General features: G+C 70.2%; 21 protein-coding genes and 1 pseudogene. 5 read left to right on the forward strand and 17 right to left on the reverse strand.

Annotated elements, in window-relative coordinates; all coding sequences use genetic code 11:
- The 4 genes and pseudogenes from ABZ348_RS21145 to ABZ348_RS21160 all read right to left on the reverse strand — a co-directional run.
- A pseudogene (locus ABZ348_RS21145) lies at nucleotides 1–185 on the reverse strand (methylmalonyl-CoA carboxyltransferase); the annotation flags it as partial.
- Between the two features lie 154 nt (nucleotides 186–339).
- Nucleotides 340–2,640 (reverse strand): polysaccharide lyase 8 family protein, encoded by a 2,301-nt coding sequence (locus ABZ348_RS21150; protein ID WP_358935480.1) that lies wholly within the window; start codon nucleotides 2,638–2,640, stop codon nucleotides 340–342.
- A 157-nt stretch (nucleotides 2,641–2,797) separates the two neighbouring features.
- Nucleotides 2,798–3,424 carry a PAS domain-containing protein gene (locus tag ABZ348_RS21155; RefSeq protein ID WP_358935234.1) on the reverse strand — a complete coding sequence of 209 codons (627 nt, stop codon included), beginning with the start codon at nucleotides 3,422–3,424 and terminating at the stop codon, nucleotides 2,798–2,800.
- Nucleotides 3,421–4,587, reverse strand: coding sequence for a threonine synthase (locus ABZ348_RS21160; RefSeq protein WP_358935236.1), 1,167 nt, complete (start codon nucleotides 4,585–4,587; stop codon nucleotides 3,421–3,423). Before ABZ348_RS21160 ends, ABZ348_RS21155 begins: the two co-directional genes overlap by 4 nt.
- 173 nt (nucleotides 4,588–4,760) lie before the next feature.
- Between ABZ348_RS21160 and ABZ348_RS21165 the strand changes: the two genes are divergently transcribed.
- Complete coding sequence (locus tag ABZ348_RS21165) at nucleotides 4,761–5,363, forward strand: YceI family protein (protein WP_358935238.1); 603 nt, start codon at nucleotides 4,761–4,763, stop codon at nucleotides 5,361–5,363.
- A gap of 141 nt (nucleotides 5,364–5,504) precedes the next feature.
- Here the strand turns inward: ABZ348_RS21165 and ABZ348_RS21170 are convergent, their stop codons facing one another.
- The 12 genes from ABZ348_RS21170 to ABZ348_RS21225 all read right to left on the reverse strand — a co-directional run bounded on the left by ABZ348_RS21170 (nucleotide 5,505) and on the right by ABZ348_RS21225 (nucleotide 19,213).
- Nucleotides 5,505–6,890, reverse strand: coding sequence for a hypothetical protein (locus tag ABZ348_RS21170; protein WP_358935240.1), 1,386 nt, complete (start codon nucleotides 6,888–6,890; stop codon nucleotides 5,505–5,507).
- Nucleotides 6,891–6,953: 63 nt separating this feature from the next.
- Entirely contained in the window at nucleotides 6,954–8,591 is a 1,638-nt protein-coding gene (gene cimA / locus ABZ348_RS21175; RefSeq protein WP_358935242.1) for a citramalate synthase, read from the reverse strand.
- Nucleotides 8,592–8,964: 373 nt separating this feature from the next.
- Entirely contained in the window at nucleotides 8,965–10,287 is a 1,323-nt protein-coding gene (locus ABZ348_RS21180; protein ID WP_358935244.1) for an MFS transporter, read from the reverse strand.
- Between the two features lie 123 nt (nucleotides 10,288–10,410).
- Nucleotides 10,411–10,959 (reverse strand): TetR/AcrR family transcriptional regulator, encoded by a 549-nt coding sequence (locus ABZ348_RS21185; RefSeq protein WP_358935482.1) that lies wholly within the window; start codon nucleotides 10,957–10,959, stop codon nucleotides 10,411–10,413.
- A 257-nt stretch (nucleotides 10,960–11,216) separates the two neighbouring features.
- The gene (locus ABZ348_RS21190; RefSeq protein ID WP_358935246.1) at nucleotides 11,217–12,233 is read right to left on the reverse strand and encodes an agmatine deiminase family protein; all 1,017 of its coding nucleotides are present in this window, start codon (nucleotides 12,231–12,233) and stop codon (nucleotides 11,217–11,219) included.
- A gap of 46 nt (nucleotides 12,234–12,279) precedes the next feature.
- On the reverse strand, nucleotides 12,280–13,971 hold the full coding sequence (locus ABZ348_RS21195) for an urease subunit alpha (RefSeq protein WP_358935248.1): 1,692 nt from the start codon (nucleotides 13,969–13,971) through the stop codon (nucleotides 12,280–12,282).
- 76 nt (nucleotides 13,972–14,047) lie between these two features.
- A complete protein-coding gene (gene ureA / locus ABZ348_RS21200) occupies nucleotides 14,048–14,731 on the reverse strand; it encodes an urease subunit gamma (protein ID WP_358935250.1) in 684 nt (227 codons plus the stop codon).
- 153 nt (nucleotides 14,732–14,884) lie between these two features.
- Nucleotides 14,885–15,394 (reverse strand): tetratricopeptide repeat protein, encoded by a 510-nt coding sequence (locus ABZ348_RS21205; RefSeq protein ID WP_358935252.1) that lies wholly within the window; start codon nucleotides 15,392–15,394, stop codon nucleotides 14,885–14,887.
- A 75-nt stretch (nucleotides 15,395–15,469) separates the two neighbouring features.
- Nucleotides 15,470–16,558, reverse strand: coding sequence for a branched-chain amino acid aminotransferase (locus ABZ348_RS21210; protein WP_358935254.1), 1,089 nt, complete (start codon nucleotides 16,556–16,558; stop codon nucleotides 15,470–15,472).
- Between the two features lie 335 nt (nucleotides 16,559–16,893).
- The gene (locus tag ABZ348_RS21215) at nucleotides 16,894–17,934 is read right to left on the reverse strand and encodes a 3-isopropylmalate dehydrogenase (RefSeq protein ID WP_358935256.1); all 1,041 of its coding nucleotides are present in this window, start codon (nucleotides 17,932–17,934) and stop codon (nucleotides 16,894–16,896) included.
- 225 nt (nucleotides 17,935–18,159) lie between these two features.
- Nucleotides 18,160–18,288, reverse strand: a complete 129-nt coding sequence (locus ABZ348_RS21220) for a hypothetical protein (RefSeq protein ID WP_285366387.1) — start codon at nucleotides 18,286–18,288, stop codon at nucleotides 18,160–18,162.
- Between the two features lie 367 nt (nucleotides 18,289–18,655).
- On the reverse strand, nucleotides 18,656–19,213 hold the full coding sequence (locus tag ABZ348_RS21225) for a GNAT family N-acetyltransferase (RefSeq protein ID WP_358935258.1): 558 nt from the start codon (nucleotides 19,211–19,213) through the stop codon (nucleotides 18,656–18,658).
- Nucleotides 19,214–19,313: 100 nt separating this feature from the next.
- Between ABZ348_RS21225 and ABZ348_RS21230 the strand changes: the two genes are divergently transcribed.
- The 3 genes from ABZ348_RS21230 to ABZ348_RS21240 are packed head-to-tail and all read left to right on the forward strand — an operon-like array spanning nucleotide 19,314 to nucleotide 22,071.
- Nucleotides 19,314–19,889, forward strand: coding sequence for a CDP-alcohol phosphatidyltransferase family protein (locus ABZ348_RS21230; RefSeq protein WP_358935260.1), 576 nt, complete (start codon nucleotides 19,314–19,316; stop codon nucleotides 19,887–19,889).
- A complete protein-coding gene (locus ABZ348_RS21235) occupies nucleotides 19,886–20,749 on the forward strand; it encodes a phosphatidate cytidylyltransferase (RefSeq protein WP_358935262.1) in 864 nt (287 codons plus the stop codon). Before ABZ348_RS21230 ends, ABZ348_RS21235 begins: the two co-directional genes overlap by 4 nt.
- The gene (locus tag ABZ348_RS21240) at nucleotides 20,746–22,071 is read left to right on the forward strand and encodes a lysophospholipid acyltransferase family protein (protein WP_358935264.1); all 1,326 of its coding nucleotides are present in this window, start codon (nucleotides 20,746–20,748) and stop codon (nucleotides 22,069–22,071) included. Before ABZ348_RS21235 ends, ABZ348_RS21240 begins: the two co-directional genes overlap by 4 nt.
- Nucleotides 22,072–22,176: 105 nt before the next feature.
- Here the strand turns inward: ABZ348_RS21240 and ABZ348_RS21245 are convergent, their stop codons facing one another.
- Nucleotides 22,177–22,761, reverse strand: a complete 585-nt coding sequence (locus ABZ348_RS21245) for a TetR/AcrR family transcriptional regulator (RefSeq protein ID WP_358935266.1) — start codon at nucleotides 22,759–22,761, stop codon at nucleotides 22,177–22,179.
- A 116-nt stretch (nucleotides 22,762–22,877) separates the two neighbouring features.
- On the opposite strand from ABZ348_RS21245, the gene ABZ348_RS21250 reads away from it, so the two are divergent.
- Nucleotides 22,878–23,753, forward strand: a complete 876-nt coding sequence (locus ABZ348_RS21250) for an NAD(P)-binding domain-containing protein (protein ID WP_358935268.1) — start codon at nucleotides 22,878–22,880, stop codon at nucleotides 23,751–23,753.

A 23,753-nucleotide genomic window follows, 5' to 3' on the forward strand; every position in this document is an offset into this window, starting at 1 on the left:
CGGAACGAACCCTCATCCAGCAACAACGCAATCCGCTCACGCGCCGTCAACTTCCCCTTCGCATGCTGCGCCTCGGTCGCCCGATCACTCGGCCCGGCCGCCGCCCGCGCCCGCAGGTCATGCAGCTCCGCCACCCGTCCTCGGGTGTCGGCGGTCTCGCTGGAAGTCTCGTCCACAACGGTCATACACCGACCCTACGGACGGGACCAAGAAAACCATCCCGTTGACTCTGTACAGTCTCGCGACCGATCTCCTGTGGGCCTCCCACAGAAGCATCCAGTACAGCGGCCCAACCACCAGCTCGGGACCACTGATCTTTGTGGAGTTTCCATAAAGTGTTCATACGGGGGTCACAACGCAGCGAAGGGTCTCGCCGCGCTCGGACCCGCTGAGCCGGAGCCTCAGCGACCGTCCCACGCCGCGTACCTCCATCCCCGGATCGTGGTGGAGCACCTCCCGCACGGGGCGATTCCAGACGATGTCCAGGGGAGCGCCGGAGCGTTCGGGATCGCTGACGCACACGGTGACGACCTCGGGAGCACGGGCCCGCTCCGACGCCCGAGGTGGGGCGGGCCGCACCAGAACGCTGGCGGGAGCGCTCGCGATCAAGGGCCCCACCGTACCCGGGCACCAGAAGTTGGCCGCCAGCAGTCCGAGCGACGGTAGCGACACCGACTGCCGGGAGTCGTCGTTGGCCAGGATCGACAGCCGGTGCGCTTGACCCGCTCGGGCCGCGACCGCCCGCCGGGTCGCGCCCGGCATCAGCAGATAGGCGTACGTCGCGTCGACCGGATCGGTGCCGTGGTCGAGCCAGAGCGTCTGGTAGTCGCGGGTCGCCCGCTCGGTGGTGCTCGACGTATTGATGTCGCTCCAGGCCCCGGTGCGCCGTTCGCGCAGGGTGCGGAGATGGCCCGTACCGGGGAGCAGGACCCAACCACCGTGTCCCTCCAGATGCGCCCAGCCGGGACCGCGGACGAGGCGTGCGGTCCCCGTGGGGTCGAGTCGCCGGTTGTCCACGACCGTCTCCACGGGAACGCCGTCGCCACAGCTGATCCCGGCCCCCAGACAGATGACGGCGTCGTCGACGCAGAACCAGGACTTGCGGGCCCGGAGCGTGGAGCCGAGACCGCGCAGGTGCTGGCCGATCGCGGCGTACTCGCCGTCGGTGGTCCCGCCCACCCAGCGGACGTCGGGCCTGGGCACGCCCCACTCCCCGCCGGCACGGTCGGGGAGCCGTCGGGTGGAGACGGTGGTACCGGGCAGCCGGTACCAGTCCACGGTCGGCCAGAACCAGTCCGTGTACTGGTCGCCCCCGGACCCCTCCGGCCACCAGGAGAGCATTCCGGCCCCGGTGTGCCAGCCCCGTGGGTTCTCGCCGTTGCCGCACTCGTAGGACGAGATCCGGTTCGAGGCCATGGCGATGCTCGCCACCCACCCCGGGCGTCGGTGTACGGCGCGGTCCATGGCCGGAAAGAGCCGGTGCCCGATCGGTTCGGGCGCTACGGGTGCCGGTCCGTGGGCGATGGTGTGGAGGCGGGCGAGGTCGGCCACCCCGTACTGGGCGCTGGTGAGGATCGGGGTGGTGGTGTCCCGGGCGATCCAGCCCTTGATCCGTGCGTGCCAGCGTTGCCGCTCGGACGCGGTCGACGCCTCGGCGAGCAGGGCGATCGCGCCGATCATCGCGTGCCCGTGGAAGTGGTCGCTGCGCATGATCCGGTCGTCGTCGTGGCCGAGGAGTCCGCGGCTGATCGCCCGACCGTTGACGCAGTCCATCATCAGACCGTCGTGGATCAAGGGGGCGTACGCGTGCTCCACGCTGTCGAAGACGTTCCGTCGTAGCGGATCGACGACGGCCCAGGGGGAGTCGGCGAGCAGCACGAAGAGCCGGGCGAGGCCGTCGAGCAGGACCTGGCCATAGGTGCCGGAGTAGGCGACGGACGTGTGCTGCACGAACGATCCGTCGGCGTGGAGGCCGTCGCCCTCGGTCACATGGGGGAAGACGGGAGACAGTGCGTCGACGGCGAGGGCGATGCGCTCGGGTGCGTCGCCCAGGATGCCGCGCAGCACGACCGATCGGCAGAGGTCGACGCGGTTGGCGCCGGTGGAGGTGCCGGCGTAGGTGTGGAGGAGGGCGTCGGGGATGAAGTGGTCGACGGCGGCGCAGGCCGCTCGACGCTGTCCTTCGGTGAGGTGGTCGTACAGGACGGTGGTGAGGTCCATCAGGAGGCGGGGGCTGCCGATCTGCCATTCCCACCAGTTGCCGTAGCGGGTGGTGCCGGGGTGGTAGACGGTGGCCGCGAGGTGGTCGAGACCGCGCAGGACGTCGGCGAGGGCGTCGGGGTCCTGGGTGTGCGCGTGGGCTCGTGCCATGGTCCACAGCCGGCCGTAGCTCTGGGTGATCCCGGCGGGCGGGTCGAAGGGGTGGTCGGGCCAGAGGGAGCCGCGGGTGGGGGCCATCGTGGCGCGGACGGTTTCGGCGAGGCGCACGGTACGGGCGATGCGGGAGGCGTACGGCTCGGCGGAAGGGTCGTATCCGGTGCCCAGACTGATCTCCCGCCAGCGCCGTCTGAGCGTGGCGAAGACGTCGGCGCTCGGGCGTGGGGGTGCGGGCGCGGCCCGTGCGGACGGGTACAGGGTCAGGGCTCCGGCGCCGATGCCGGTGAGGAAGGCCCGGCGGGATCCGAAGGACGGGTGCGGCACGGCTACCTCCGCTGGCGGGAGCGGTCGAGCCCCGGGCGGGGCACGTCCACTCTCCTCGCCGGGGTCGTGTGCCCCAAGGAGGCGACGGCCGTGTCCGTCAGTTCCGCAGGTGGTTGTAGACCGTCGCCCGGGAGACCCCCAGGATTCCCGCGAGGGTCCGTACGGCGTGCTTCACCTGGAGGAAGCCTTGCGCTTCGAGGGTGCGGACCAGTTCGCGCTTGTCGGCCGTGGTCAGCGTCTGGGGTGATCGGCCGCGTCGGGCGGCGAAGTCACGGGCCACTCCGTGCAGTTCGTCGACGGTTCGGGCGCGGAGGGTCTCGTGCAGGGGCTGTTCGGCCTCGTCGGTCGCGATCAGCCGGCCGATGCCGTTGACGACGCCGTCGAACACGGAGATGTCGAGGTTGAGGCAGATCGCGGCGACGTAGGCGCCGGTGCTGTTCTTGATGCCGATGGAGGTGCTCTTGGCGGCGCGGCCGTCAGGAAAGCGGTTGGGGTAGTTCTGGACGACGCCCGGGAAGTCGGGGTCCTGGATGCGGGCGCGGCCCAGTTCGGTGGCGGGCTCCCCCACGGTCCGACCGGAGAGGTTGTTCTCGATCGCGCGCAGCGAGTGGTCGGGGTCGCGCAGGTCGTGGAGGACCACCTCGCACAGGCCGGGGAACATCCGGCCGATCGCGGTGGTGATCTTCTCCGCCTCGCGCAGCAGCAGTTCGTCCTCGACGGTCATGGGGCGTCGTTCCCGTCGAGTACGTCGGCCAGGGCGGCGGGGGCCTTGAGTCCGGAGCCGGTGAGGACGACGACGGTCCGGTCGCCCGGTCGGATCAGACCGCGTGCGACGAAGGTGCCGATCGCAGCGGCGGCGGTGGCGCTGGTCGGTTCCACGTACAGCCCTCGTGCCGCCAGGCGCCGTACGGCTGTCCGGATGTCGGCTTCGGGGACGGCTGCCGTGTCTCCGTCGGAGCGTCGGATCGCCCGGAGCACCTCGGGGAGTCGGACGGGCCGCTCGATCGCGGTGCCCTCGGCGATGGTCGGCGCCCACCGGCCGGGGACGGCCTGCTCCGCCCCGGCTTGGAAGGCGGCGTGGAGGGGTGCGCAGTTGGCGGGTTGGGCGACCAGCAGTCGGGGAAGGCGTTCGATCTGCCCGGCGGCGAGCAGTTCACCGAAGCCCAGCGCACAGCCGAGTACGGTGCTGCCGGCTCCGGCCACGGTCACCACCTGGTCGGGTGCCTCGAAGCCGAGGTCCTCCCAGATCTCGTACGCGAGGGTCTTGGTCCCCTGAAGGAAGAGGGGGTGCCAGTTGTGGCTGGCGTAGCCGGTCACGGCGGATCGGCGCAGGGCTTCGGCGGCGGTGGCCTCGCGATCGCCCGGCACCAGTTCCACGGTCGCCCCGTACGCCCGGCTCTGGAGGATCTTGGCGGGTGAGGTGGCGGCCGGGACGAGGATGGTGGCCCGGATGCCCGCGGCGGCACAGTACGCGGAGACGGAGGCGCCACCGTTGCCCGAGCTGTCCTCGATGACGTCGGTGATGCCCTGTTGGGCGAGGAAGGAGACCATCACCGTGGTGCCGCGGTCCTTGAAGCTACCGGTGGGGCCGAACCACTCCGCCTTGAAGGCGACCGGAACGTCGTCCCACTCTCCTTCGATCAGGGGGGTGCGGCCTTCGCCGAGCGAGACGGGGTGGGGCACGTCGACGGGGAGGGCGGCTCGATAGCGCCAGAGCGAGCGGACGGTGGTGTCGACGTCCTGCCGGGTGATGCCGGGGAGCGGGGTCACCGAGAGCGGATTTCCGTTGTCGGCGCGCCAGCGCGGCCCGGTGAGGGGGTAGGTGTCGCCGGTTCGTTCGTCGAGGTAGTGGGGAGTTGCCGATGCCCGATCCGATGCCCGATCCATGCTTGACAAGATTTCCAATGATGGACATCTTGTCAAGCCATCACGCTTCTCGCCGGCGTGACGCACCCCCTTCCCGGGCGTGACGCCAGAAGAAGTTGAAATTTGAACGGAATGCTTCTACAGTCAATCTCGTTGAAGGTTTAACAACATTCCATCCCCCCAAGGAGAACGTCATGGGTCTGTTCAACCGCAAGGCCGCCGCCCCCACCGCCACCACCGCCACGGTGGATCCCGCGCTGGCCGCTCTGAGCGGTGAATACACCATCGACCCCGCTCACACCAGCATCGGCTTCACCGTCCGCCACGCCATGGTCACCAACGTCCGCGGCACCTTCGCGGAGCACGAGGGCAATCTGGTGCTGAACGGCAACGACCCCGCCTCTTCCCGCGCCGTGATCGACGTCAAGATCGGCAGCATCGACACCGGCATCGCCGACCGTGACGGCCACCTGCGCAGCGGTGACTTCTTCGACGTCGAGCAGTTCCCCCTGATGACCTTCCGCTCGACCAACGCCGAACAGGTCGGCGGCGACCAGTACCGGGTGACCGGTGACCTGACCATCAAGGACGTGACCCGCCCGCTGGCGATCGACCTGGAGTTCAACGGCGCCGCCAAGGACGTCTACGGCAACGAGCGCATCGGCTTCGAGGGCAGCGCCGAGATCCTGCGCTCCGAGTGGGGCCTCACCTGGAACGCCGCGCTGGAGACCGGTGGCGTGATGGTCAGCGACAAGGTCAAGCTGAACTTCGACATCTCCGCCATCAAGAACGCCTGACCCGCTGCCCGTCGAGGGCACCCAGAGCGCGCCCGTCCTGCCGTCCCCCACGGCCGGGGCGGGCGCTCTGCATGGGAGCGCCCGCCGCCACAGGCGCGTACGAAGGCACCGAGGCCGCACAAAGGCACCGGGCGAAGGGCGTCAGAACCCGCCGCCGTCGAAGCCTCCGCCCCCACCGCCCCAGTCGCCGCCTCCGCCGAAGTCCGATGCGTTGAAGTCGGCCCCCGAGAAGTCGCCGCCGGCGGCCCCTTCGAACCCGTCCCCGCCGTACTCGGCGGCATACGCGGGTGAGGACAACATGCTGCCGAGCATCGTGCCCACGAGCAGTCCCGGCAGCAGACCGCCGCCGAAGTAGCCACCGGCCCAGGGCCCGTACGCGGGGCCTGCCTCCCAGTACGGGCGCCGACCGGTTTCGGTCTCGACCGTACGGGCGAGCGGGGTCTCTCCGTCATCCAGCCGGGCGGCGTCCGCCGCACACACCGGCACCTCGCGGGAGGCTCCCCCGGACGGGGTCCAGACCCGGTCGGCCGTCGACGGGCCGTGTCGGGGATCGAAGAAGCAGGGCGGCCTGCGCTCGGGCAGCGTACGACCGGTGCGTCGGGCGTCCAGCACGGCCAGGCTGAACCGGCCGTCGTCGAGGGCGCGCGTCACCGTGCGCACGTCCGAGGGGTGAGCGGCGGCACCCATCCGTGACTTCGCCTGGTCGTAGGCGTCGAGGGCGCGCTCGTAGTCGGCGCGCATCGCGTCGTCGGCGCCCTTCTCCGAGGGGTGGAAGTCCAGCCGGTCCAGCTCTTCCCCGAAGGCCGTGATGTCCTCGTCCACGACCACCCGCAGCCGGTCGAGCGCAGCACGTTCCTCGGCGGCCTTCTGGCGTTTGCGGCGGCGCACGACGGTGTAGGCGCCCGCACCGCCGGCGGCCAGGAGCGCACCGAAGGTGATCAGGGCACCGGTGTTGACGGCGGAGTCATATCCGCCCGAGCCGGTCGAGCCCCAGGAGGCGGGGGCGCTTCCCCGCATCTGGGGCAGTGCCTGGTCGACGAAGTTGTTCAACTGGGTCGCCGCATCGGCGCCCGGAGGTGTCTTCACCGCCGTGACCAGGTTCTGGACCGCCTGGTTCGACAGGACGGCACGGTCCGCGCCCGCATTGAAGCCGTCACCGAGCCGGATCGCGTAGAGGCCGGTGATCCCCGTGTCGGTGCGGATCGCCGGCAGTACGGTGGCGGCCGGATAGTCGGGGGCGACCGGCAGGACGGCGACGAACAGCGGCTTGTCCGCGTCCTTGATCTTCTTGGCCAGTGCGTCGGCGTCCTGCCGCGACAGTTGTGCGGCGGCGCGCGGATCGACGTAGACGGGGCCGTCCTGGAAGGCGTCGGCCACGGTTTCCGGGCTGGTGACCTGCATGGTCACGCCCGAGGTGGCCACCGAGTCGGTTCCGGTGGCCGCCTGCGCTCCCGGAGCCGTCCCGAGGGCGGCGGCCGAGAGCGCCAGCAGCAGACCGGACAGTGCGGAAAGCAGCCTGGTCCTCATCCTTCGACGCTACCTTGAAAGCAGCTGTTTCAGGACAAGTAGCGACATGCTGTTCCGTCCGGGCTATTCGGTCGGTTCCACTCCGGCCCGCAGCAGACCGTAGGTGTAGGCGTCCTCCAGTGCCTGCCAGGAAGCGGCGATCACATTGTTGGCGACGCCGACCGTGGCCCATTCGCCGGTGCCGTCCCCCGTGGTGATCAGTACCCGGGTGGTGGACTCGGTGCCGTGGCGGCCTTCGAGGATGCGGACCTTGTAGTCGATCAGCTCCAGCTTGGCCAGCTGCGGATAGAACCGCTCCAGACCGACACGCATCGCCCGGTCCAGCGCATTGACCGGCCCGTTGCCCTCGGCTGTGGCGACGATCCGCTCGCCCTTCACCCAGAGCTTCACGGTGGCTTCGTTGGCGTGGGTGCCGTCCGGGCGGTTCTCGGAGATGGTCCGCCAGGACTCGGTGTGGAGGTAGCGGCGCACCCTGCCCTCGGCCTCGGCCCGCAGCAGCAGTTCGAAGGAGGCGTCGGCGGCCTCGTAGGTGTAGCCCTGGAGCTCGCGCTCCTTGACCCGCTCGACGACCCTGCCGATCAGCTCGCGGTCACCGCCGAGGTCGACGCCCAGTTCCTTGCCCTTGAGCTCGATGGAGGCGCGACCGGCCATGTCGGAGACGAGCATCCGCATGGTGTTGCCGACCATCTCGGGGTCGATGTGCTGGTAGAGGTCGGGGTCGACCTTGATCGCGGAGGCGTGCAGCCCGGCCTTGTGGGCGAAGGCGGAAACACCCACATAGGGCTGGTGGGTGGAGGGTGCGAGGTTGACGACCTCGGCGATGGCGTGCGAGATCCTGGTCATTTCGGCGAGTGCACCGCTGGGCAGCACCTTCTTGCCGTACTTCAGTTCCAGGGCGGCGACCACGGGGAAGAGGTTGGCGTTGCCGACCCGCTCGCCGTAGCCGTTGGCCGTGCACTGGACGTGCGTCGCGCCCGCGTCGACGGCGGCGAGGCTGTTGGCGACCGCGCAACCGGTGTCGTCCTGGGCGTGGATGCCGAGGCGAGCGCCGGTGTCGGCGAGCACGGTGGCGACGACGGCCTGCACCTGTGCGGGGAGCATTCCGCCGTTGGTGTCGCACAGCACGACGACGTCCGCCCCGGCCTCGGCCGCGGTGCGGACGACGGACTTGGCGTACTCGGGGTTGGCCCGGTAGCCGTCGAAGAAGTGCTCGCAGTCGACGAAGACCCGGCGGTCTTGCGAACGGAGGTAGGAGACGGTGTCGCGGACCATCTCCAGGTTCTCTTCGAGGGTGGTGCGCAGGGCCAGTTCCACATGCCGGTCGTGCGCCTTGGCAACCAGGGTGATCACGGGCGCGCCGGACTCAAGCAACGCCCTGACCTGGGGGTCTTCAGCAGCCTTGCCATTCGCGCGACGAGTGGCGCCGAAGGCGACCAGTTGGGCGTGCTGGAAAGTGATCTCCTGCTGGGCGCGGGCGAAGAACTCCGTGTCGCGGGGGTTGGCGCCGGGCCAGCCGCCCTCGATGAAAGCCACACCGAACTCGTCCAGGTACCGGGCGATGGTCAGCTTGTCGGCGACGGTGAGGTTGATGCCCTCACGCTGGGCGCCGTCGCGGAGCGTCGTGTCGAAGACGTGGAAGCCGTCGTCGACGCGGAAGCCTGCGTCGGACGCCGTACCCGTATCCGTGGGCTGTGTGGTCATGGCTGTGTTGCTCCTGTCGGATGAGTGGCTCCCGGAATTACTGGCTCCACTTGCCCCCATCTTCGCGCGCTGTCCGTTTTCGACCAGGGTTGGGGCCAGAAAACGAAAAAACCCCTCGCGGGTGCGAGAGGTTTGCGCGCGGGTCTGAGGCACGATGAGCGCGTCGCACGGTTGCACGAGGCGATCACTGCGGACCGGCGCGCCTGCTGCCCATAATCATGGCGAACGAAAGCACGCGAGAAGTGTGCCACAGCACCCGCCGCCCTGGGCAAGCAGTCTCACGATGCGGGCACCGTGGCCATCGGGTGGACGGAAGCCGGCCCACGCCCGGCTAACCGCCCTGCTCAGGCCATGCGGCCGGAACGAGGGCGCGTCAGCGGGCGGCGACCTGTGCGGGAGCCGGTGCATCGTGTCCCGCGGCTGCCCCCACCCGTTTGAGGTCGATGTCCCTGGTCTCCCGCATCGTCAGATAGACGATCAGTGAGACCGCCGCACATCCCGCGACGTACCAGAAGAACCCCGATTCCATGCCGGCGTCCTTGAACCAGAGCGCCACGTACTCGGCGGTCCCTCCGAACAGGGCGTTGGCGATGGCGTACGGCAGGGCGACGCCGAGGGCGCGCACTCCGGTGGGGAAGAGTTCCGCCTTCACGCATGCGTTGATCGAGGTGTATCCGGTGATGACCACCAGGGCGAGCAGGGAGAGCCCGAAGGCGGGCCAGAAGGAGCCCGCGTGCCGGAGCATGGTCATGATCGGCACGGTCAGGAAGGTCGACCCCAGCGCAAAGGTGATCAGGAGCGGGCGGCGGCCGATCCGGTCGGAGAGCCGACCGGCCAGCGGCTGGAGACAGGCGAAGATGATCAGCGCACAGAAGGAGACCAGGGTCGCGGTCTCCTTGGGCAGTCCGGCGCTGTGGGAGAGGTACTTGGTGAGATAGGTGGTGTACGTGTAGTAGGCCACGGTCCCGCCCATCGTCAACGCGATGACCAGGAACGCTTCCCGCTTGTGGCCGAGGAGGGCCGTGATCGTGCCCTTGAGGCGATCGGGCGTGTCGTCGCCGGACTCCTCGTACACCTCGGTCTCCAGCATGGCGCGGCGCAGATAGAACACCACGGCGGCGGCCAGCGCCCCGATGATGAAGGGGATGCGCCAACCCCAACTGTGCAGGGCCTGGGACGACATGGTGTTCTGGAGAATGATCAGGATTCCCAGACCGAGGATCTGGCCGGCGGTCATCGAGACGTACTGGAAGCTGGAGGCGAAGCCCCGGTGCTCGGGCGGCGAAGCCTCCGTGAGGTAGGTGGCGCTGGCCGCGTACTCGCCGCCGACGGAGAGCCCTTGGAGGAGTCGGGCGACCAGCAGGACCGCGGCCCCGCCGTAACCCGCCACCGAGTAGGTGGGCGCGATCGCGATCAGCAACGCCGAGGCGGACATCAGGGTGACGGTCAGGGTCAGGGCCGTCTTGCGGCCCTTGCGATCGGCGACCCGGCCGAGCAGCCAGCCGCCGACCGGCCGCATGAAGAAGCCGACGGCGAAGATCCCGGCGGTGTTCATCAGCTTGGCGGTGTCGTTGCCCTCGGGGAAGAAGGCACCCGCGAAGTAGGTGGCGAAGCTCGCGTACACGAACCAGTCGAACCACTCGACCATGTTGCCGGCGGATCCGACCCAGATCTTCTTCCACTGCGCTCGTCCCATGGCGGACCACCGTGCCGGACGGCCCGGGGCCCGACAAGGCCGGTCGGCACAACGATCCCGTGTACTTGCGTGCCTTGCGTTCCCCTGGTGGTCATGGGCCCGCCCCCTGCATCTGACGATGCATCACTCGACGGACGAGTAGAGCGTCTCTTCGAGGAACTCGCTTGTGTGTACGAGGACTTGGGACCGTTCCGTACCGGGGATGCCGACCGCGATATGGACGCTGAAGCCGTCGAGGAGCGCCCGCAACCGGGTGGCGTAACGGTCGGGATCGACCGCCCGGAACTCCTCGCGGGACATCCCCTCGGCGACCAGTGCCACCAGATCGCGATGCCAGGCGCCCTCGATCGCGGCCTGGCGCAACCGCGCCCGCTCACCGGCGTTCTGGGAGCGGTTCCACACTTCGAGCCAGAGGGTCCAATGGGGGTCGCGCGGCCCCTCGGGCAGATAGAGCTCGACATAGGACCGCAGCCGCTCACGGGCCGGGGCCGGATGTGAGAGCAGCGCGCTCCGCTCGGCGCCCAACCGGCCCTCGCTCCACTCCAGGGTCTCCAGCAGCAGTTCGTCCTTGCTGCGGAAGTAGTAGAGGAGGTGCCCGCTGCTCATGCCCACCTCACGGCCGAGGGCCGCCATGGTGAGCCCGTCGAGACCGTGTGCGGCGATGGTGGCCATGGCGGTGGCCAGGACGGACTCGCGGGGCGGCGCGATGTTGCGGCGCCGGGAGGGGGTCACAGGCTGCCTTCCATACGGTCGGGAGTGGCTCGGGTGTGGTCGCGGGGTGGCCGGGAGCGGGCGTCGGGACGGTGGCCGTCCGAGCGGCGTCGGCCCGGGCGGCACGCCGTTCCCGGCCCCGCCGCGATCCGGCAGGTGGGGCATCGCGTTCACCCGTACGTTCTATCGGATCACGCACCATCGGTGCGGGCGATGGCTCATACCCGCGGTTGCTGCTGGGTGATGCAGTGGATGCCGCCCCCGCCCGCGAAGATCGTCCGTGCGTCGACCAGGACCACCTCGCGCTCGGGATGGAGCCGCCGGAAGATCGCCGCGGCCTCCTCGTCCCGTGGATCGTCGAAGGCGCAGAGGATGACCGCGCCGTTGCAGACGTAGTGGTTGATGTACGAGTAGTCGGCCCAGCCGCCCTCCTCGTCGCGCACGGCCGTGGGCGCCGGGACCTCGACCACCTCGAAGGGGCGGCCCTGTGCGTCCGTGCAGGTCCGCAGGTACGCGACGTTCTCGGCGCACGGCCCATGGTCGGGGTGGTCCGGGTCCGGCTGGGTGTGGGCGACGATGACGCCGGGGCCCGCGAAGGCAGCGACGATGTCCACGTGGCCCAGGGTGCCGAAGCCGTACGGCGGATAGTCCGCGGTCAGCCCCCGCGGCAGCCAGATCGCCTTGGTCGTGCCCAGCTGGGTGTGGATCTCGGCCTCCACCTCGGCTTTGGTCCAGCCCGGATTGCGCTCCGGGCCGAGTTGCACGGTCTCCGTCAACAGCACCGTGCCCCGGCCGTCGACGTGGATGCCGCCGCCCTCGTTCACCAGGGGCGAGGAGTGCACGGGAACGCCCGCGAGGTCCGCCACCGCACGGGCGATCGTGGAGTCGTGCTCCCAGCGGGCCCACTCCTGTGCGCCCCAGCCGTTGAACACCCAGTCCACGGCGGCCAACCGGCTGCCGTCCGTGACGAACGTGGGGCCGATGTCGCGCATCCACGCGTCGTCGAGTTCGCGCTCGACGATGTCGATCCCCGGGCCGAGCAGGTCCCGTGCCTCGTCGGTGCCGTCCGGGCCGACGACCACGGTGACCGGCTCGAAGCGCCGTACCGCACGGGCCACATCGGCCCAGGCCCGTCGGGCCGCGGTGAGGTCCGCACCGGTGAAGGTGGGGTTGGGCACCGGCCACGCCATCCAGGTGCGTTCGTGCGGTGCCCACTCGGGCGGCATGTGGAACATGGGGTCACTCCTGATGGGTCGTCGTGGGGCCGCGGGAGGGCGGCGGTCAGAGGAAGTAGAGGCGGTTGAGCGAGATGGCGTCGGCCGGCTCGGAACGGATCGGGGTGCCGTCGAGGGTGACCAGTCCACTGTGGGCATCCACGTCCACGGCACCGGTGCGCGAGTTGAACCGCAGGTCGGCCGGGCCGATGCCGCGGGTGCCGCGGACCGCGACCCGCCGTCTGCGGGTGGGCATCAGATCGCCCCCGAGATCGACGGCCGCTCCGGCGACGAAGGCCACCGAGATGTCGGCCGCGGTCGCTCCGTACGCCCCGAACTGGGGTCCGAGCACCAGTGGTTCGCAGGTGTCCGTCGCCGCGTTGGGGTCGCCGGTGACTCCGTACGCGGGGAAGCCCGACTTCAGTACGAGTTGGGGTTTGGCGCCGAAGAACCGGGGTTGCCAGAGGACGATGTCGGCGAGCTTGCCCACCTCGATCGAGCCGATCTCATGGGCGAGGCCGTGGGCGATGGCCGGATTGATGGTGAGCTTGGCGATGTACCGCAGGACGCGCCCGTTGTCGTCGTGCGGCCCGTCGCCCTCGACGGGCCCGCGTTCGGCCTTCATCTTGCCGGCCATGGCGAAGGTCCGCCGCACGGTTTCGCCGGCCCGGCCCATGCCCTGCGCGTCGGACGAGGTGATGCCGATGGCGCCGACGTCGTGGAGCACGTCTTCTGCGCCCATGGTCCCGGCCCGGATGCGGTCGCGGGCCATGGCGGCGTCACCGGGGAGATCGGTCTTCAGATCATGGACGGAGACGATCATCCCGTAGTGCTCGGCGACGGCGTCCCGGCCGAAGGGAAGCGTCGGGTTGGTGGACGAGCCGATGACGTTCGGCACCCCGGCCATCTTCAACACATTGGGCACATGACCGCCGCCACACCCCTCGATGTGGAAGGCGTGGATCGTCCGGCCGTCCAGCACCTTGAGGGTGTCCTCCACCGACAAGCACTCGTTCAACCCGTCGCTGTGCAGGGCGACCTGGACATCGTGCTCCTCCGCGACCCGTAGCGCGGTGTCCAACGCCCGGGTGTGTGCGCCCATGTCCTCGTGGACCTTGAACCCGCAGGCCCCGCCCTCCGCCAGCGCCTCCACCAACGGCGCCGCGTCCGAGGACGATCCGCGGGCCAGAAAGCCGATGTTGACCGGCCAGGCGTCGAAGGCGTTGAAGGCGTGGCGCAGCGCCCAGGGCGAGTTGACACCGACGCCCCAGACCGGGCCGAACTCCTGGCCGATGATGGTGGTGACCCCGCTCGCGAGGGACGCCTCCATGATCCTGGGCGAGAGGAGATGGACATGGGTGTCCACGGCGCCGGCGGTGGCGATCAGGCCCTCGCCCGAGACGATGGTGGTGCCGGTGCCGACGACGACGTCCACGCCGTCGAGGGTGTCGGGGTTGCCGGCCCGGCCGATGCCGGCGATCCGCCCCTCCCGGATGCCGATGGAGACCTTCCGGATCCCCTGCACCGCATCGATGACCAGGACATTGCTGATGACGACATCACAGGTCTCGCGTACGGCCGCGGCCTTGAGGTGGAGTCCGTCGCGGGCCGTCTTGCCGAAACCGGCGAGGAACTCGTCCCCCGGTTTCTGCGCGTCGGACTCGACCCGGACGACCAGACCGCAATCGCCGAGGACCACCCGGTCACCCGCCCGGGGGCCGTGCACCGCGGCGTACTCATGGGGATCGATTCCGGCCATCAGTGCAGCTCCGTCGTGTGGTCAACGGCCGTCGCACGGCGTGAAGGGCGGGGCGAGGCGGGGCGGGGTGGGGGCGTCATGGGCGGGCTCCTCGATATCCACAGGCGGCGGCCCGGCGCAGGGCCTCTTCCTTGGCTCCCGGGGCGTCGAGCGGACCGTCGACCAGTCCGGCGAAACCGATCGCGACCCGGGCCCCTCCGATCGGCAGCAGTTCGACTTCGACCCGGGCGTCCGGATCGAAGCGGACGGAGGAGCCGGCCGGGACGCACAGTCGCATCCCGTACGCGGCGGCGCGGTCGAAGTCGAGCCGTGGGTTGGTCTCGAAGAAGTGGTAGTGCGAGGTCACGCTGATCGGGACCGCCGCGGTGTTGTGGACCGTCAGCCGCAGCGCCGGTTCCGCTTCGGGCGTGAGCGGGCCCGGCAGGACCGCGCCCGGTGCCGCGTCGCCAAGGCCGGCGCCACCGATCGGATCGCTGACCACGGCCAGTCGGGACCCATCGTCGAAGACGGCCTCCACATGGACCTCGGTGACCACATCGACGACCCCGGGCAGTACGTCGTCGGGCCCCAGCACGGCCCGGGCGGCATCGATGGCCTCCGCGAGCCGTCGACCGTCGCGGGCGGCTTCACAGACGGTGTCCGCGATCAGTGCCGTCGCCTCGGGCACATTGAGCCGCAGGCCACGTGCCCGTCGCGCCCGGGCGAGCTCCGCGGCGCTGAACAGCAGCAGCCGATCTCGCTCGGTGGGGGTCAGTCGCACTTCTCCACACCTCCATGCCTCATCGTTAGAGTGTCACTCTAAACACGAGATGCGCCGGAGGAAAGAATCTAGGAGAAGCCAAGTTCAAAGAATTGAGCAGCACTCGAAAAGGGGATGTCTGCGGCGCCCCAGGAGACCGTGTGACGGGCCCGGCTACCCCACCGTGCTGTCGAGATCGCGGGCGTACACCCCGATCGCCCGCCGGTACTCCCGTACCGTCTCGTCCGCGCTCGTCTCGGCGAGGAGTTCAAGGAGCAGTCGTACGGACTCCTGATGCCGGCCCTCGTTGTGCAGGGCCATCGCCAAGAACGCGCGGAGCGCGCCGTGCTCCGGGAATTCGGCGACACCGCGCCGCAGGGTGGTGCCGGCCTCGTGGAAACGGCCGAGCACCCGATAGGTACTGCCGAGGCCGAGGAGGGCCTCGCTCCGGTCGGAGGGTGGCAACGCGGGAGAGGTCACCCTCAGTGCCCGCTCGTAGTGGGGCACTGCTTCGGCTTCCCTGCCGAGGACGTCATGCGCCCAGGCGGTCTGATAGGCGATCCGGGCGTCGTCCGGCCAACTCTCACTAAGGGCCTGAAGGCGCAGCCGCGCCTCGTCCGCGTTGCCGCTCTCCCGCAGCCGTACGGCCTCGGCCAGTTCCTCGTCCCGCTCGATCGCGCGCATGCCCCCATCCTCACCGACTCGGGACGGGGGCGTGCGCGGACGGAAACGGAGCCTGGCTTCCGGGCTCCGAGGGCTCTAACCCAGCGGGTGCATCCAGCCGTGCTCATCGGGCGCGGCTCCGGTCTGGATGTCCAGCAGCGCCTTACGGAGCCGCAGGGTGACCTCGCCCGGCTGGCCGTCGCCCTGGGTCCACTCGCCGCCGGCGGACTTCACCGAGCCGAGGGGGGTGATCACGGCCGCGGTGCCGCAGGCGAAGACCTCGGTCAGCGTGCCGTTCTCGGTGTCGCGCTTCCAGTCCTCGGTGGAGATGCGGCCCTCGCCGGCCTCGTAACCGAGGTCCTTGGCGAGCGTGAGGAGCGAATCACGGGTGACGCCGGCGAGGAGCGACCCGGTCAGCTCCGGGGTGACGATGCGGTTCCCGTACACGAAGTACAGGTTCATCCCGCCCATCTCCTCGACCCACCGGTGCTCCAGCGCGTCCAACCAGACGACCTGGTCGCAGCCCTTGTCCGCGGCCTCGGCCTGGGCGAGGAGGGAGGCTGCGTAGTTGCCGCCGGTCTTGGCGAAGCCCATGCCGCCGGGGACCGCACGGACGTAGTTCTCGGAGAGCCAGACGGAGACGGGCTGGACCCCACCGGGGAAGTAGGACGCGGCCGGCGATGCGATGACGAGGAAGAGGTACTCGTTGGCGGGGCGGACGCCCAGCCCCACCTCGGTTGCGATCATGAAGGGACGCAGATAGAGCGATGCCTCGCCGCCGTGCCCCGGAACCCATGCCTTGTCCTGCTGGATGAGGACGTCGCACGCCTCGATGAACAGCTCGACGGGGAGCTCCGGCATGGCGAGCCGACGGGCCGAGCGCTGGAAGCGGGCCGCGTTGGCGTCCGGGCGGAAGGTGGCGACCGTGCCATCGGGACGGCGGTACGCCTTGAGGCCCTCGAAGATCTCCTGGGCGTAGTGCAGGGTCATATTGGCCGGGTCGATCGACAGCGGCCCGTACGGGGTGAGCTGCGCATCGTGCCAGCCACGGCCGTCGGTCCACTTGATCGTCACCATGTGATCGGTGAAGTGGCGGCCGAACCCGGGGTTGGCCAGGATCGCCTCGCGGTCCGCGTCGGACAGCGGATGGGCCGAAGGCTTGAGCTCGATCGAGGGCGTCGTCATGAGGAGTGTCCTTCACCGTTGGTTGTGACGGACCGCACTCACGCCGCCGCCGATGCCCGGTCGTGGCTTCAACGTCCCGTCTGTCGTGCCCTGGCACGCGCACTCGCCCTCCGGGCGGACGACGCTACTGTGAAGCCACTTCCTAGGACGTCCGAGCATTACCGCGAGCCCACGGCCCGTCTCGATTATCGCCCGAAGGGGTGAATGCGAGAAACGGGGGTGGAAGCGGGGGAACGGCGTGAATCAGTCCAGGATGAATGGTGACACCCGGAAGCCGTACAGGTGAAGCCGCCGGGTGCGAAGTGCGACCCGGCGGCTTGGGTGGAAGCGTCGGGTCAGCCCGCTACTCGCGCCGCGAGCGCGTCGCCGATCTCGTCCGTGGTACGGAACGTGCCGTCGCGGCCCGCGAGGTCGGCGGAGACCGCCTCCTCGATGCGCACGGCCTCGGCCTCGAAGCCGAGGTGACGCAGGAGGAGGGCGACGGAGAGGATGGTGGCCGTCGGGTCCGCCTTGCCGGTGCCCGCGATGTCGGGCGCCGAGCCGTGGACGGGCTCGAACATGGACGGGAAGGCACCCGTCGGGTTGATGTTGCCGGAGGCCGCCAGGCCGATGCCGCCGGTCACGGCGGCGGCGAGGTCGGTGAGGATGTCACCGAAGAGGTTGTCGGTGACGATGACGTCAAAGCGCTCCGGCTGGGTGACGAAGAAGATCGTCGCGGCGTCGACGTGCAGATAGTCGGTGGTGACGTCAGGGTACTCGGCGGCCACCGCGTCGAAGATGTTCTTCCACAGGTGTCCGGCGTAGACCAGGACGTTGTTCTTGTGGACCAGCGTCAACTTCTTGCGCGGACGGGAGTTGGCCCGCTCGAAGGCGTCCCGGACGACGCGCTCCACGCCGTACGCGGTGTTCACGCTGACCTCGGTGGCCACCTCGGCGGGCGTACCGGTGCGCAGGGAACCGCCGTTGCCCGTGTACGGGCCTTCGGTGCCTTCCCGGACGACGACGAAGTCGATCTCCGGGCGGCCCGCCAGCGGAGTCGCGGTGTTCGGGAACAGCTTGGAAGGACGCAGGTTGACGTAGTGGTCGAAGGCGAAGCGCAGCTTCAGCAGCAGCCCGCGCTCCAGCACGCCGGAGGGTACGGTCGGATCGCCGATGGCACCGAGCAGGATCGCGTCGTGCGCCTTGAGGGCTTCCAACTCCGCGTCGGGCAGGGTTTCACCGGTGCGGTGCCAGCGCTGGGCGCCGAGATCGTACTTCTCGGTCTCCAGCTTCACGTCCTGCGGAAGGACCGCGGACAGGACTTTCAGACCCTGGGCCACGACCTCTTGGCCGATGCCGTCGCCGGGGATGACTGCGAGATTGAGGCTCCGAGACATGTCCGGCACCCTACTCTCCGTCCCATCCCATGACATGTGATGTCCACAGTGTGGACCGAGTGCTGGCGGTGGAGCACCCCGCGGGCTGAACGCCGCGCAAGGGCTGCACCGTTCGGTGCCGAGCCGGGCCGATCCGCGGGAGCGGGTGGCTCGGTACGGCGGGCGAACACGAGCAGGCCGTCAAGACGCGATGGCGCACAGGGCGCTCGACGGGCCCGCCGGAGGTCAGTGACCGGTCGAGCCGCCGTTGTCACGACGGTCGAGGGCACGCTGGAGCGCTGCCGCGGCGTTCTTGCGGTCGGACTCACTGGCGTGGGAGGCATGGCGGACGCGGCGGGCGGTCTCAGCTGGCATGGTGATCGACTCCTTGAGATCACGGAGATATCGAGGCGCCGGTTGGGGCGGGGAGCACGCCGCAGGGGTCACCTGCCGGGGTCGTTGCTCACGCACGCCATTCGCTGGATCAAGCGAGACGTTCGGCTTCTACAAAGCTAGGGCAGTGGGGCTCCTGTGTCTCTACAAGTAGTCGGACTTCCTACTATCTGAGACGGAAATCATGGAACCCGCAGGTCAGGAGGGTGGGGCCGAACGCAGTCCATGGGATGAACCGGGCCGAACTCCTCCACCCCCAGAGCCCTGGCAGGACCCGCACGGCCACGCTCCCCGTCGGCCAGCGGGACGGAGCGGCCGTCCCCCACCGCTCCCAAGGACGGCCGGCACGTCACATCACGTCCCCGTCGCGCCAGTCGAACACCAGCGCCTCGGGCGGGACCCACGACGCCCCCGACCCCCGTGCCGACCGCACGAAGGTGGAGTCCTCCTCGTCCGGCAGCGGAACCGGTCCGTCCGGGCTTGCGGCCTCGATCCGGCCCCGCCATAGCGTCCAGCCGCGCGAACGGTAGAGCGCGGCGCCCGCATCGGACGCGGACAGGGCACCGAAATCGTACGCCCGGTCGATGACCCCCTCCAGGGCCTCCATCACCCGGCCGCCGAGCCCCCCGCGCCGCTCCTGCGCCCGGACCGCGACCCCTTCGACGTATCCCACGCGGTACGAACGCCCCCGATGGACGACCCTGCGCATGATCACCGAGCCATGGGCGACGGGAACGCCGTCGGCGTCGTACACCACGGCGTGCACACCGCCGAGGCAGTGGTCCCAGTCCTCGGCGCTGAAGTCCCCGTCGAAGGCGAGGTCCAGCAGGCCGCGGATCGCGTCCAGTTCGGCAGGGGTGAGTTGATGGGTGTGAGCGGTACGGACCGACCCGACTGTCTCAGACATACGACTGAGTCTCTCCGGTCCCGCAGCCAGGTCGTACTCATTAACGAAGTGAGTATTCGGCGCGTGGTGAAGAACAAGCCACCGCTGGAGAGTTGAACATATGAACGGCCTCTACTCCCTCAAGCCCTGGTACGCGGCCCGACTCTCCGGGGTCCGCGGCGCACTCGCCCGCCGCGAGGTGTCGCCCGACGCGCTGACCGCGGCCGGTGTGGTGTGCGCCGCCGGAGCCGCGACGGCGCTCGCCTGGCTACCCGCACCGCTCGCCGCGGTCCCGGTCGCCCTTCTACTCGCCGCGCGCCTGGCGTTCGCCAATCTCGACGGGGCCCTGGCACGGGACACCGGACGCACCACGCGCCGCGGCGCACTGCTCAACGAACTCGGCGACCGGATCGCGGACTTGGTGGTGCTGGCCGGATTTCTCAGCCTGGCGCCGCTCTGGCTGGTCGCGGTCACGGCGTTGGCGGCGACCCTGCCGTCGTGGGTGTCCCTCGCCGGTGCGGCGGCCGGTGCTCCGCGCCGCAACGGCGGCCCGATGGGCAAGACCGAACGCTGTCTGCTGGTGCTGATCGCCGCCGCGACGGGCTGGGCCGTTCCCGTCCTTGTGGTCATCGCGGTCGGTTCGACGCTGACGGCCGTGCTCCGGTGCGGTGCTCTCTGGAAGGAGCTCGCCCGATGAGCGGCTTCCTGGTCGTCGGCGACGCCATGGGACGGGCGCTCCCCCTGGTCGCCGGGGCCCTGGGCGCCGGCGGCTTCGCGGTCGCCGCCCTGCCCGCGCGGGTCCGGATGCGGGCGGAACTGCGCCGCCGGTGGCGTACGTGGGCACTGACCGCACCCGTGTTCCTCGGCTCGCTCTACCTCGGCGCCGGCGGGGCGTTCGCCCTCGCGGCCGTGCTCGGGGTGATCGCCGTCGGCGAGTACGCGCGGATGGCCGAACTGGGCCGGCCCGACCGGGCGGTGTTGGTGACGGCTGCGCTCGTCCTGCCCGTCCTGGCGTGGCGAGCACCGCACGTACTGGATCTACGGGCCGCCGCAGTGCTGTTGCTGCTCGCCGCCGTACCGCCACTGATGTCCGGGGACCACACCACGGGATTCACCCGGGCGGCGCGCTCCGTCTTCGGTCTGCTGTGGATCCCGGTGGCGCTGACCGGCCTGGTGACGCTCGGGGACACGGCGGTCGCGGTGGGGCTCGCGGTGGCGCTCGGTGACGTGGGTGCCTGGTGCGGCGGCACCGCACTGGGACGGCGCGGCCCGCTCGCCCGGCCCCTGTCCCCGCTGTCGCCGAACAAGACCTGGGCGGGCGTGGCGGGAGCCGCGGTGGCCACCGGTCTGGTGCTCTTCGCGGTCGGCGCCTTCACACCACAGTTGTGGGCGGCGGTGCTGCTCGGGTGCGTACTCGGGGACCTGTTGGAGTCGATGGTCAAGCGGGAGGCGGGCGTGAAGGACGCGGGAAGTTGGCTGCCGGGGTTCGGCGGACTCCTGGACCGCATCGACTCCCTGCTGCCTGCGCTGGTGCTGGCCATGGTGGTCGGCGCATGACCGCCCGCGGCTGGCGCCGGCCGACCCGCGAACTAGCCCGCGTACGAACCCGCGAACGGACCCTCCGAGACACCGAGCCGAGCACCTCCCACGGTCCGGCCGGCGCCCCGGAGCACTCCCCCACCGCGGGTCGCGGGCTCGTCGAAGAGGAGCGGCCCGCCCGATCGCGGGTGGCGTCCGCGCTCCGCCGCGCCCTGTGGTGGACCGTGCTCACCCTCACCGGTGGGGTGGAGCGCCGCGGGCGGCTGCCCCGGGGCGGCTGTGTCGTCGTCGCCAACCACTCCTCGCACGCCGATACGGCCGCCCTGCTCGCGGCCCTCGACGCCCGGCACACCCCCTTGATCGGCGCGGCGGCGGACTACTGGTTCGCCTCGCGGTGGCGCAGCCGGATCTGTCGACGGCTCGCGGCCGGCTTCCCGCTGCGGCGCACGGGCGGCGGGATGGGAGATCTGCTGTCGATGGCCGAGGAGTTGCGCGCGGGGCGGGCCGTGGTGCTCTTCCCGGAGGGCACCCGTGGCTCGAACGGCTCGGTGGGTGCCTTCCACCGGGGCGCGCTCGTCCTGGCGCAGTCCGCCGGGGTACCGGTGGTGCCGGTCGGGATCGCAGGGACGGACCGGCTGCTGCCCAAGCACGGACGGCTCCGCTCCTCCCTGGTGAGGGTGCGGATCGGGGCGCCCCTGCCGTCGACGGCCACCCCGGAGGAGGCCCGCGACGAGGTCGCGGCGCTGCACCGGAGGACCAACGCGGAATCCCTGCGGGACTCCGGCGTGCGGCGCTGGGTGGCCTCCCGGGCCGCTTCCCGCTGGGGGCTGCTGATCGCCTTCGGCTGGGCCTTCGCCGAGGCGTTGAGTTGGCCGCTGATGCCGGAGTTGCTGTTGGCCATCGCCTGTACGGCTGCGCCCCGCGCGGCGCTGAGGCTGTCGGCCACCGCATGGGCGGGGAGCATCGCGGGGGCACTGCTCGCGCTCCAGCTCGCGGCGGCGGGGACGGCACTGCCCGCACCCCTGACCACGGACCGGATGCGGGCCGAGGTGCGACAGCAGTTGGTGACGGAGTCGGCGGACGCGGTGCGCCACCAACCGTGGAACGGCGTTCCGTTCAAGGTGTACGCGGCGGAGGCGGGGCGGGCCGGTGTACCGGTCGACGACTGGCTGTTGGCATCGGCCGGCGCCCGGGGCTCACGCACCCTGACGGTCGGGTTGGCGTTCGCCGCGCTCGGGCTGCTGCTGCGCCGCTACCGCAGGTTCTACGGCACGTACCTGGTGGTGCTGGCCGGGGCGTTCACCGTGGGTCTGTCCTTGATCGTGATCGGCTGGCAGTGACGGGGTCCGCCCGCGGTGCTTCCCCTCCCGTGCAACGGGTGCGGGCCCATGTCCTCGGACCCACGTCCTGTCTCCCGGATAACGAGTGGTTCTCACGAGCGGTTCTCACGAGCGGGATGTTCCGTAGGAATCGATCAAGCGGGCCAGTTGTCGGCTCGTCGCCCGCAGCGGTTCCTCGCTGCGGTTCACCTGAGCCGTCACTTCGGCGCCTTCCAGGGCGCTGATGATGGTGGTCGCCAACTCCCGGGCGTCGCGGGCCTGGAAGCCGGAGTGCAGGAGCTTGTCGGCGACCGTCTGCTCCCAGCTGCGCAGTGCGTCGGCACATGCCTGCTGGATTTCGGAGTCGGTTCCCAAGGTCTCCAGTGCCGCTGCCGTGACCGGGCAGCCATCGGTCCAACCCGACGCACGCAGTCCTTCGGCGAGTTGCCGGGCGCAGGCCTGGACGCCCGCGCCCGGGTCCTCCTCGCTGTCCAGCGTGTCGCGGAGGACCGCCGCAAACTCCTGGCCGCTGTGCTTGATGGCGGCAACCGCAACGGCCTCTTTGCCGCCAGGGAAGAAGTGATAGACGGAGCCCAGTGTGGCCTCCGCCTCCGTGGCGACCTGTTTGATGCCCGTGCCGACATACCCCTGGCGCTGCAAGAGGCGCGCCGCGGCGATGACGATCCGGTCCCGGGTGCTGGCCTGTCCCATGCGCACACCCTACTGGTTAGAGCGTTCATTTTAGGACCGTGTTACATTGCCCCCCGCGCTCTAGATAGAGCGTTCGTTTTAGGCGTCTCGTCACTCGTCCCACGGAGGTCTTCCTCATGAGCAGCAAGCAGTCCGTGACCGTCATCGGACTCGGCCCCATGGGGCAGGCGATGTCCCACGCGCTACTCGACAAGGGGCACCCCGTCACCGTGTGGAACCGCACCCCATCCCGTGCCGATGCCCTCGTCGCGCGCGGCGCCGTACTCGCAAAGAGCGCCGAAGACGCCCTGACCGCCAGTGAGCTGGTCGTCCTGAGCCTCACCGACTACGACACGATGTACGCCGTGCTGGAGCCGGCTTCCCACGCCCTGGCCGGACGCGTACTCGTCAACCTCAGCTCCGACACACCGGAGAAGACCCGAGCCGGGGCGCGGTGGGTGTCCGAGCACGGCGGGGTCCACCTCACCGGTGGCGTCAACGCCTCGCCTTCCGGCATCGGGCAGCCCGGGGCGTCCACCTTCTACAGCGGGCCGCGTGAGGTGTTCGAGGCGCACCGGTCCACCCTCGAAGTTCTGACCGACACGGACTACCGGGGCGACGATCCCGGTCTGGCCGCGCTCCTGTACCAGATCCTCGTGAGCATGTTCTGGACGTCCGTACTCGGATACTGGCAGGCCATCGCGCTCGCCGACGCCAACGGACTCACGGCGGCTGACGTCCTACCGCACGCCACCGAGCTGCTGACCGGGATGCCGGACTTCCTCTCCGTGTACGCCGAACGCATCGACGCCGGCGAGCACGGCGGCGATGTGGAACGGCTGGCCATGGGCATGGCCAGCGTCGAACACGTACTGCACACCAACGCCGACGCGGGCGTCGACACCACGCTGCCTGCCGCCGTGGCCGCTCTGTTCCGGCGCGGCATGGACGCCGGGCACGGGGCGGACAGCGCCTCCAGCCTGGTGGAGCTGATGAAGACGCCCACGGCGTAG

The organism is Streptomyces sp. NPDC005963, assembly GCF_040638655.1.
Lineage (GTDB): Bacteria > Actinomycetota > Actinomycetes > Streptomycetales > Streptomycetaceae > Streptomyces.

Coding starts and splice junctions, on each gene's coding strand:
- ABZ348_RS21250 (WP_358935268.1), top strand. CDS start 22,878: ATGAGCAGCAAGCAGTCCGTGACCGTCATCGGACTCGGCCCCATGGGG.
- ABZ348_RS21245 (WP_358935266.1), bottom strand. CDS start 22,761: ATGGGACAGGCCAGCACCCGGGACCGGATCGTCATCGCCGCGGCGCGC.
- ABZ348_RS21240 (WP_358935264.1), top strand. CDS start 20,746: ATGACCGCCCGCGGCTGGCGCCGGCCGACCCGCGAACTAGCCCGCGTA.
- ABZ348_RS21155 (WP_358935234.1), bottom strand. CDS start 3,424: ATGACCGTCGAGGACGAACTGCTGCTGCGCGAGGCGGAGAAGATCACC.
- ABZ348_RS21220 (WP_285366387.1), bottom strand. CDS start 18,288: ATGCCAGCTGAGACCGCCCGCCGCGTCCGCCATGCCTCCCACGCCAGT.
- ABZ348_RS21170 (WP_358935240.1), bottom strand. CDS start 6,890: ATGAGGACCAGGCTGCTTTCCGCACTGTCCGGTCTGCTGCTGGCGCTC.
- ABZ348_RS21165 (WP_358935238.1), top strand. CDS start 4,761: ATGGGTCTGTTCAACCGCAAGGCCGCCGCCCCCACCGCCACCACCGCC.
- ABZ348_RS21180 (WP_358935244.1), bottom strand. CDS start 10,287: ATGGGACGAGCGCAGTGGAAGAAGATCTGGGTCGGATCCGCCGGCAAC.
- ABZ348_RS21190 (WP_358935246.1), bottom strand. CDS start 12,233: ATGTTCCACATGCCGCCCGAGTGGGCACCGCACGAACGCACCTGGATG.
- ABZ348_RS21185 (WP_358935482.1), bottom strand. CDS start 10,959: ATGGCCACCATCGCCGCACACGGTCTCGACGGGCTCACCATGGCGGCC.
- ABZ348_RS21230 (WP_358935260.1), top strand. CDS start 19,314: ATGAACGGCCTCTACTCCCTCAAGCCCTGGTACGCGGCCCGACTCTCC.
- ABZ348_RS21160 (WP_358935236.1), bottom strand. CDS start 4,587: ATGGATCGGGCATCGGATCGGGCATCGGCAACTCCCCACTACCTCGAC.
- ABZ348_RS21235 (WP_358935262.1), top strand. CDS start 19,886: ATGAGCGGCTTCCTGGTCGTCGGCGACGCCATGGGACGGGCGCTCCCC.
- ABZ348_RS21225 (WP_358935258.1), bottom strand. CDS start 19,213: ATGTCTGAGACAGTCGGGTCGGTCCGTACCGCTCACACCCATCAACTC.
- ABZ348_RS21205 (WP_358935252.1), bottom strand. CDS start 15,394: ATGCGCGCGATCGAGCGGGACGAGGAACTGGCCGAGGCCGTACGGCTG.
- ABZ348_RS21210 (WP_358935254.1), bottom strand. CDS start 16,558: ATGACGACGCCCTCGATCGAGCTCAAGCCTTCGGCCCATCCGCTGTCC.
- cimA (WP_358935242.1), bottom strand. CDS start 8,591: ATGACCACACAGCCCACGGATACGGGTACGGCGTCCGACGCAGGCTTC.
- ABZ348_RS21195 (WP_358935248.1), bottom strand. CDS start 13,971: ATGGCCGGAATCGATCCCCATGAGTACGCCGCGGTGCACGGCCCCCGG.
- ABZ348_RS21215 (WP_358935256.1), bottom strand. CDS start 17,934: ATGTCTCGGAGCCTCAATCTCGCAGTCATCCCCGGCGACGGCATCGGC.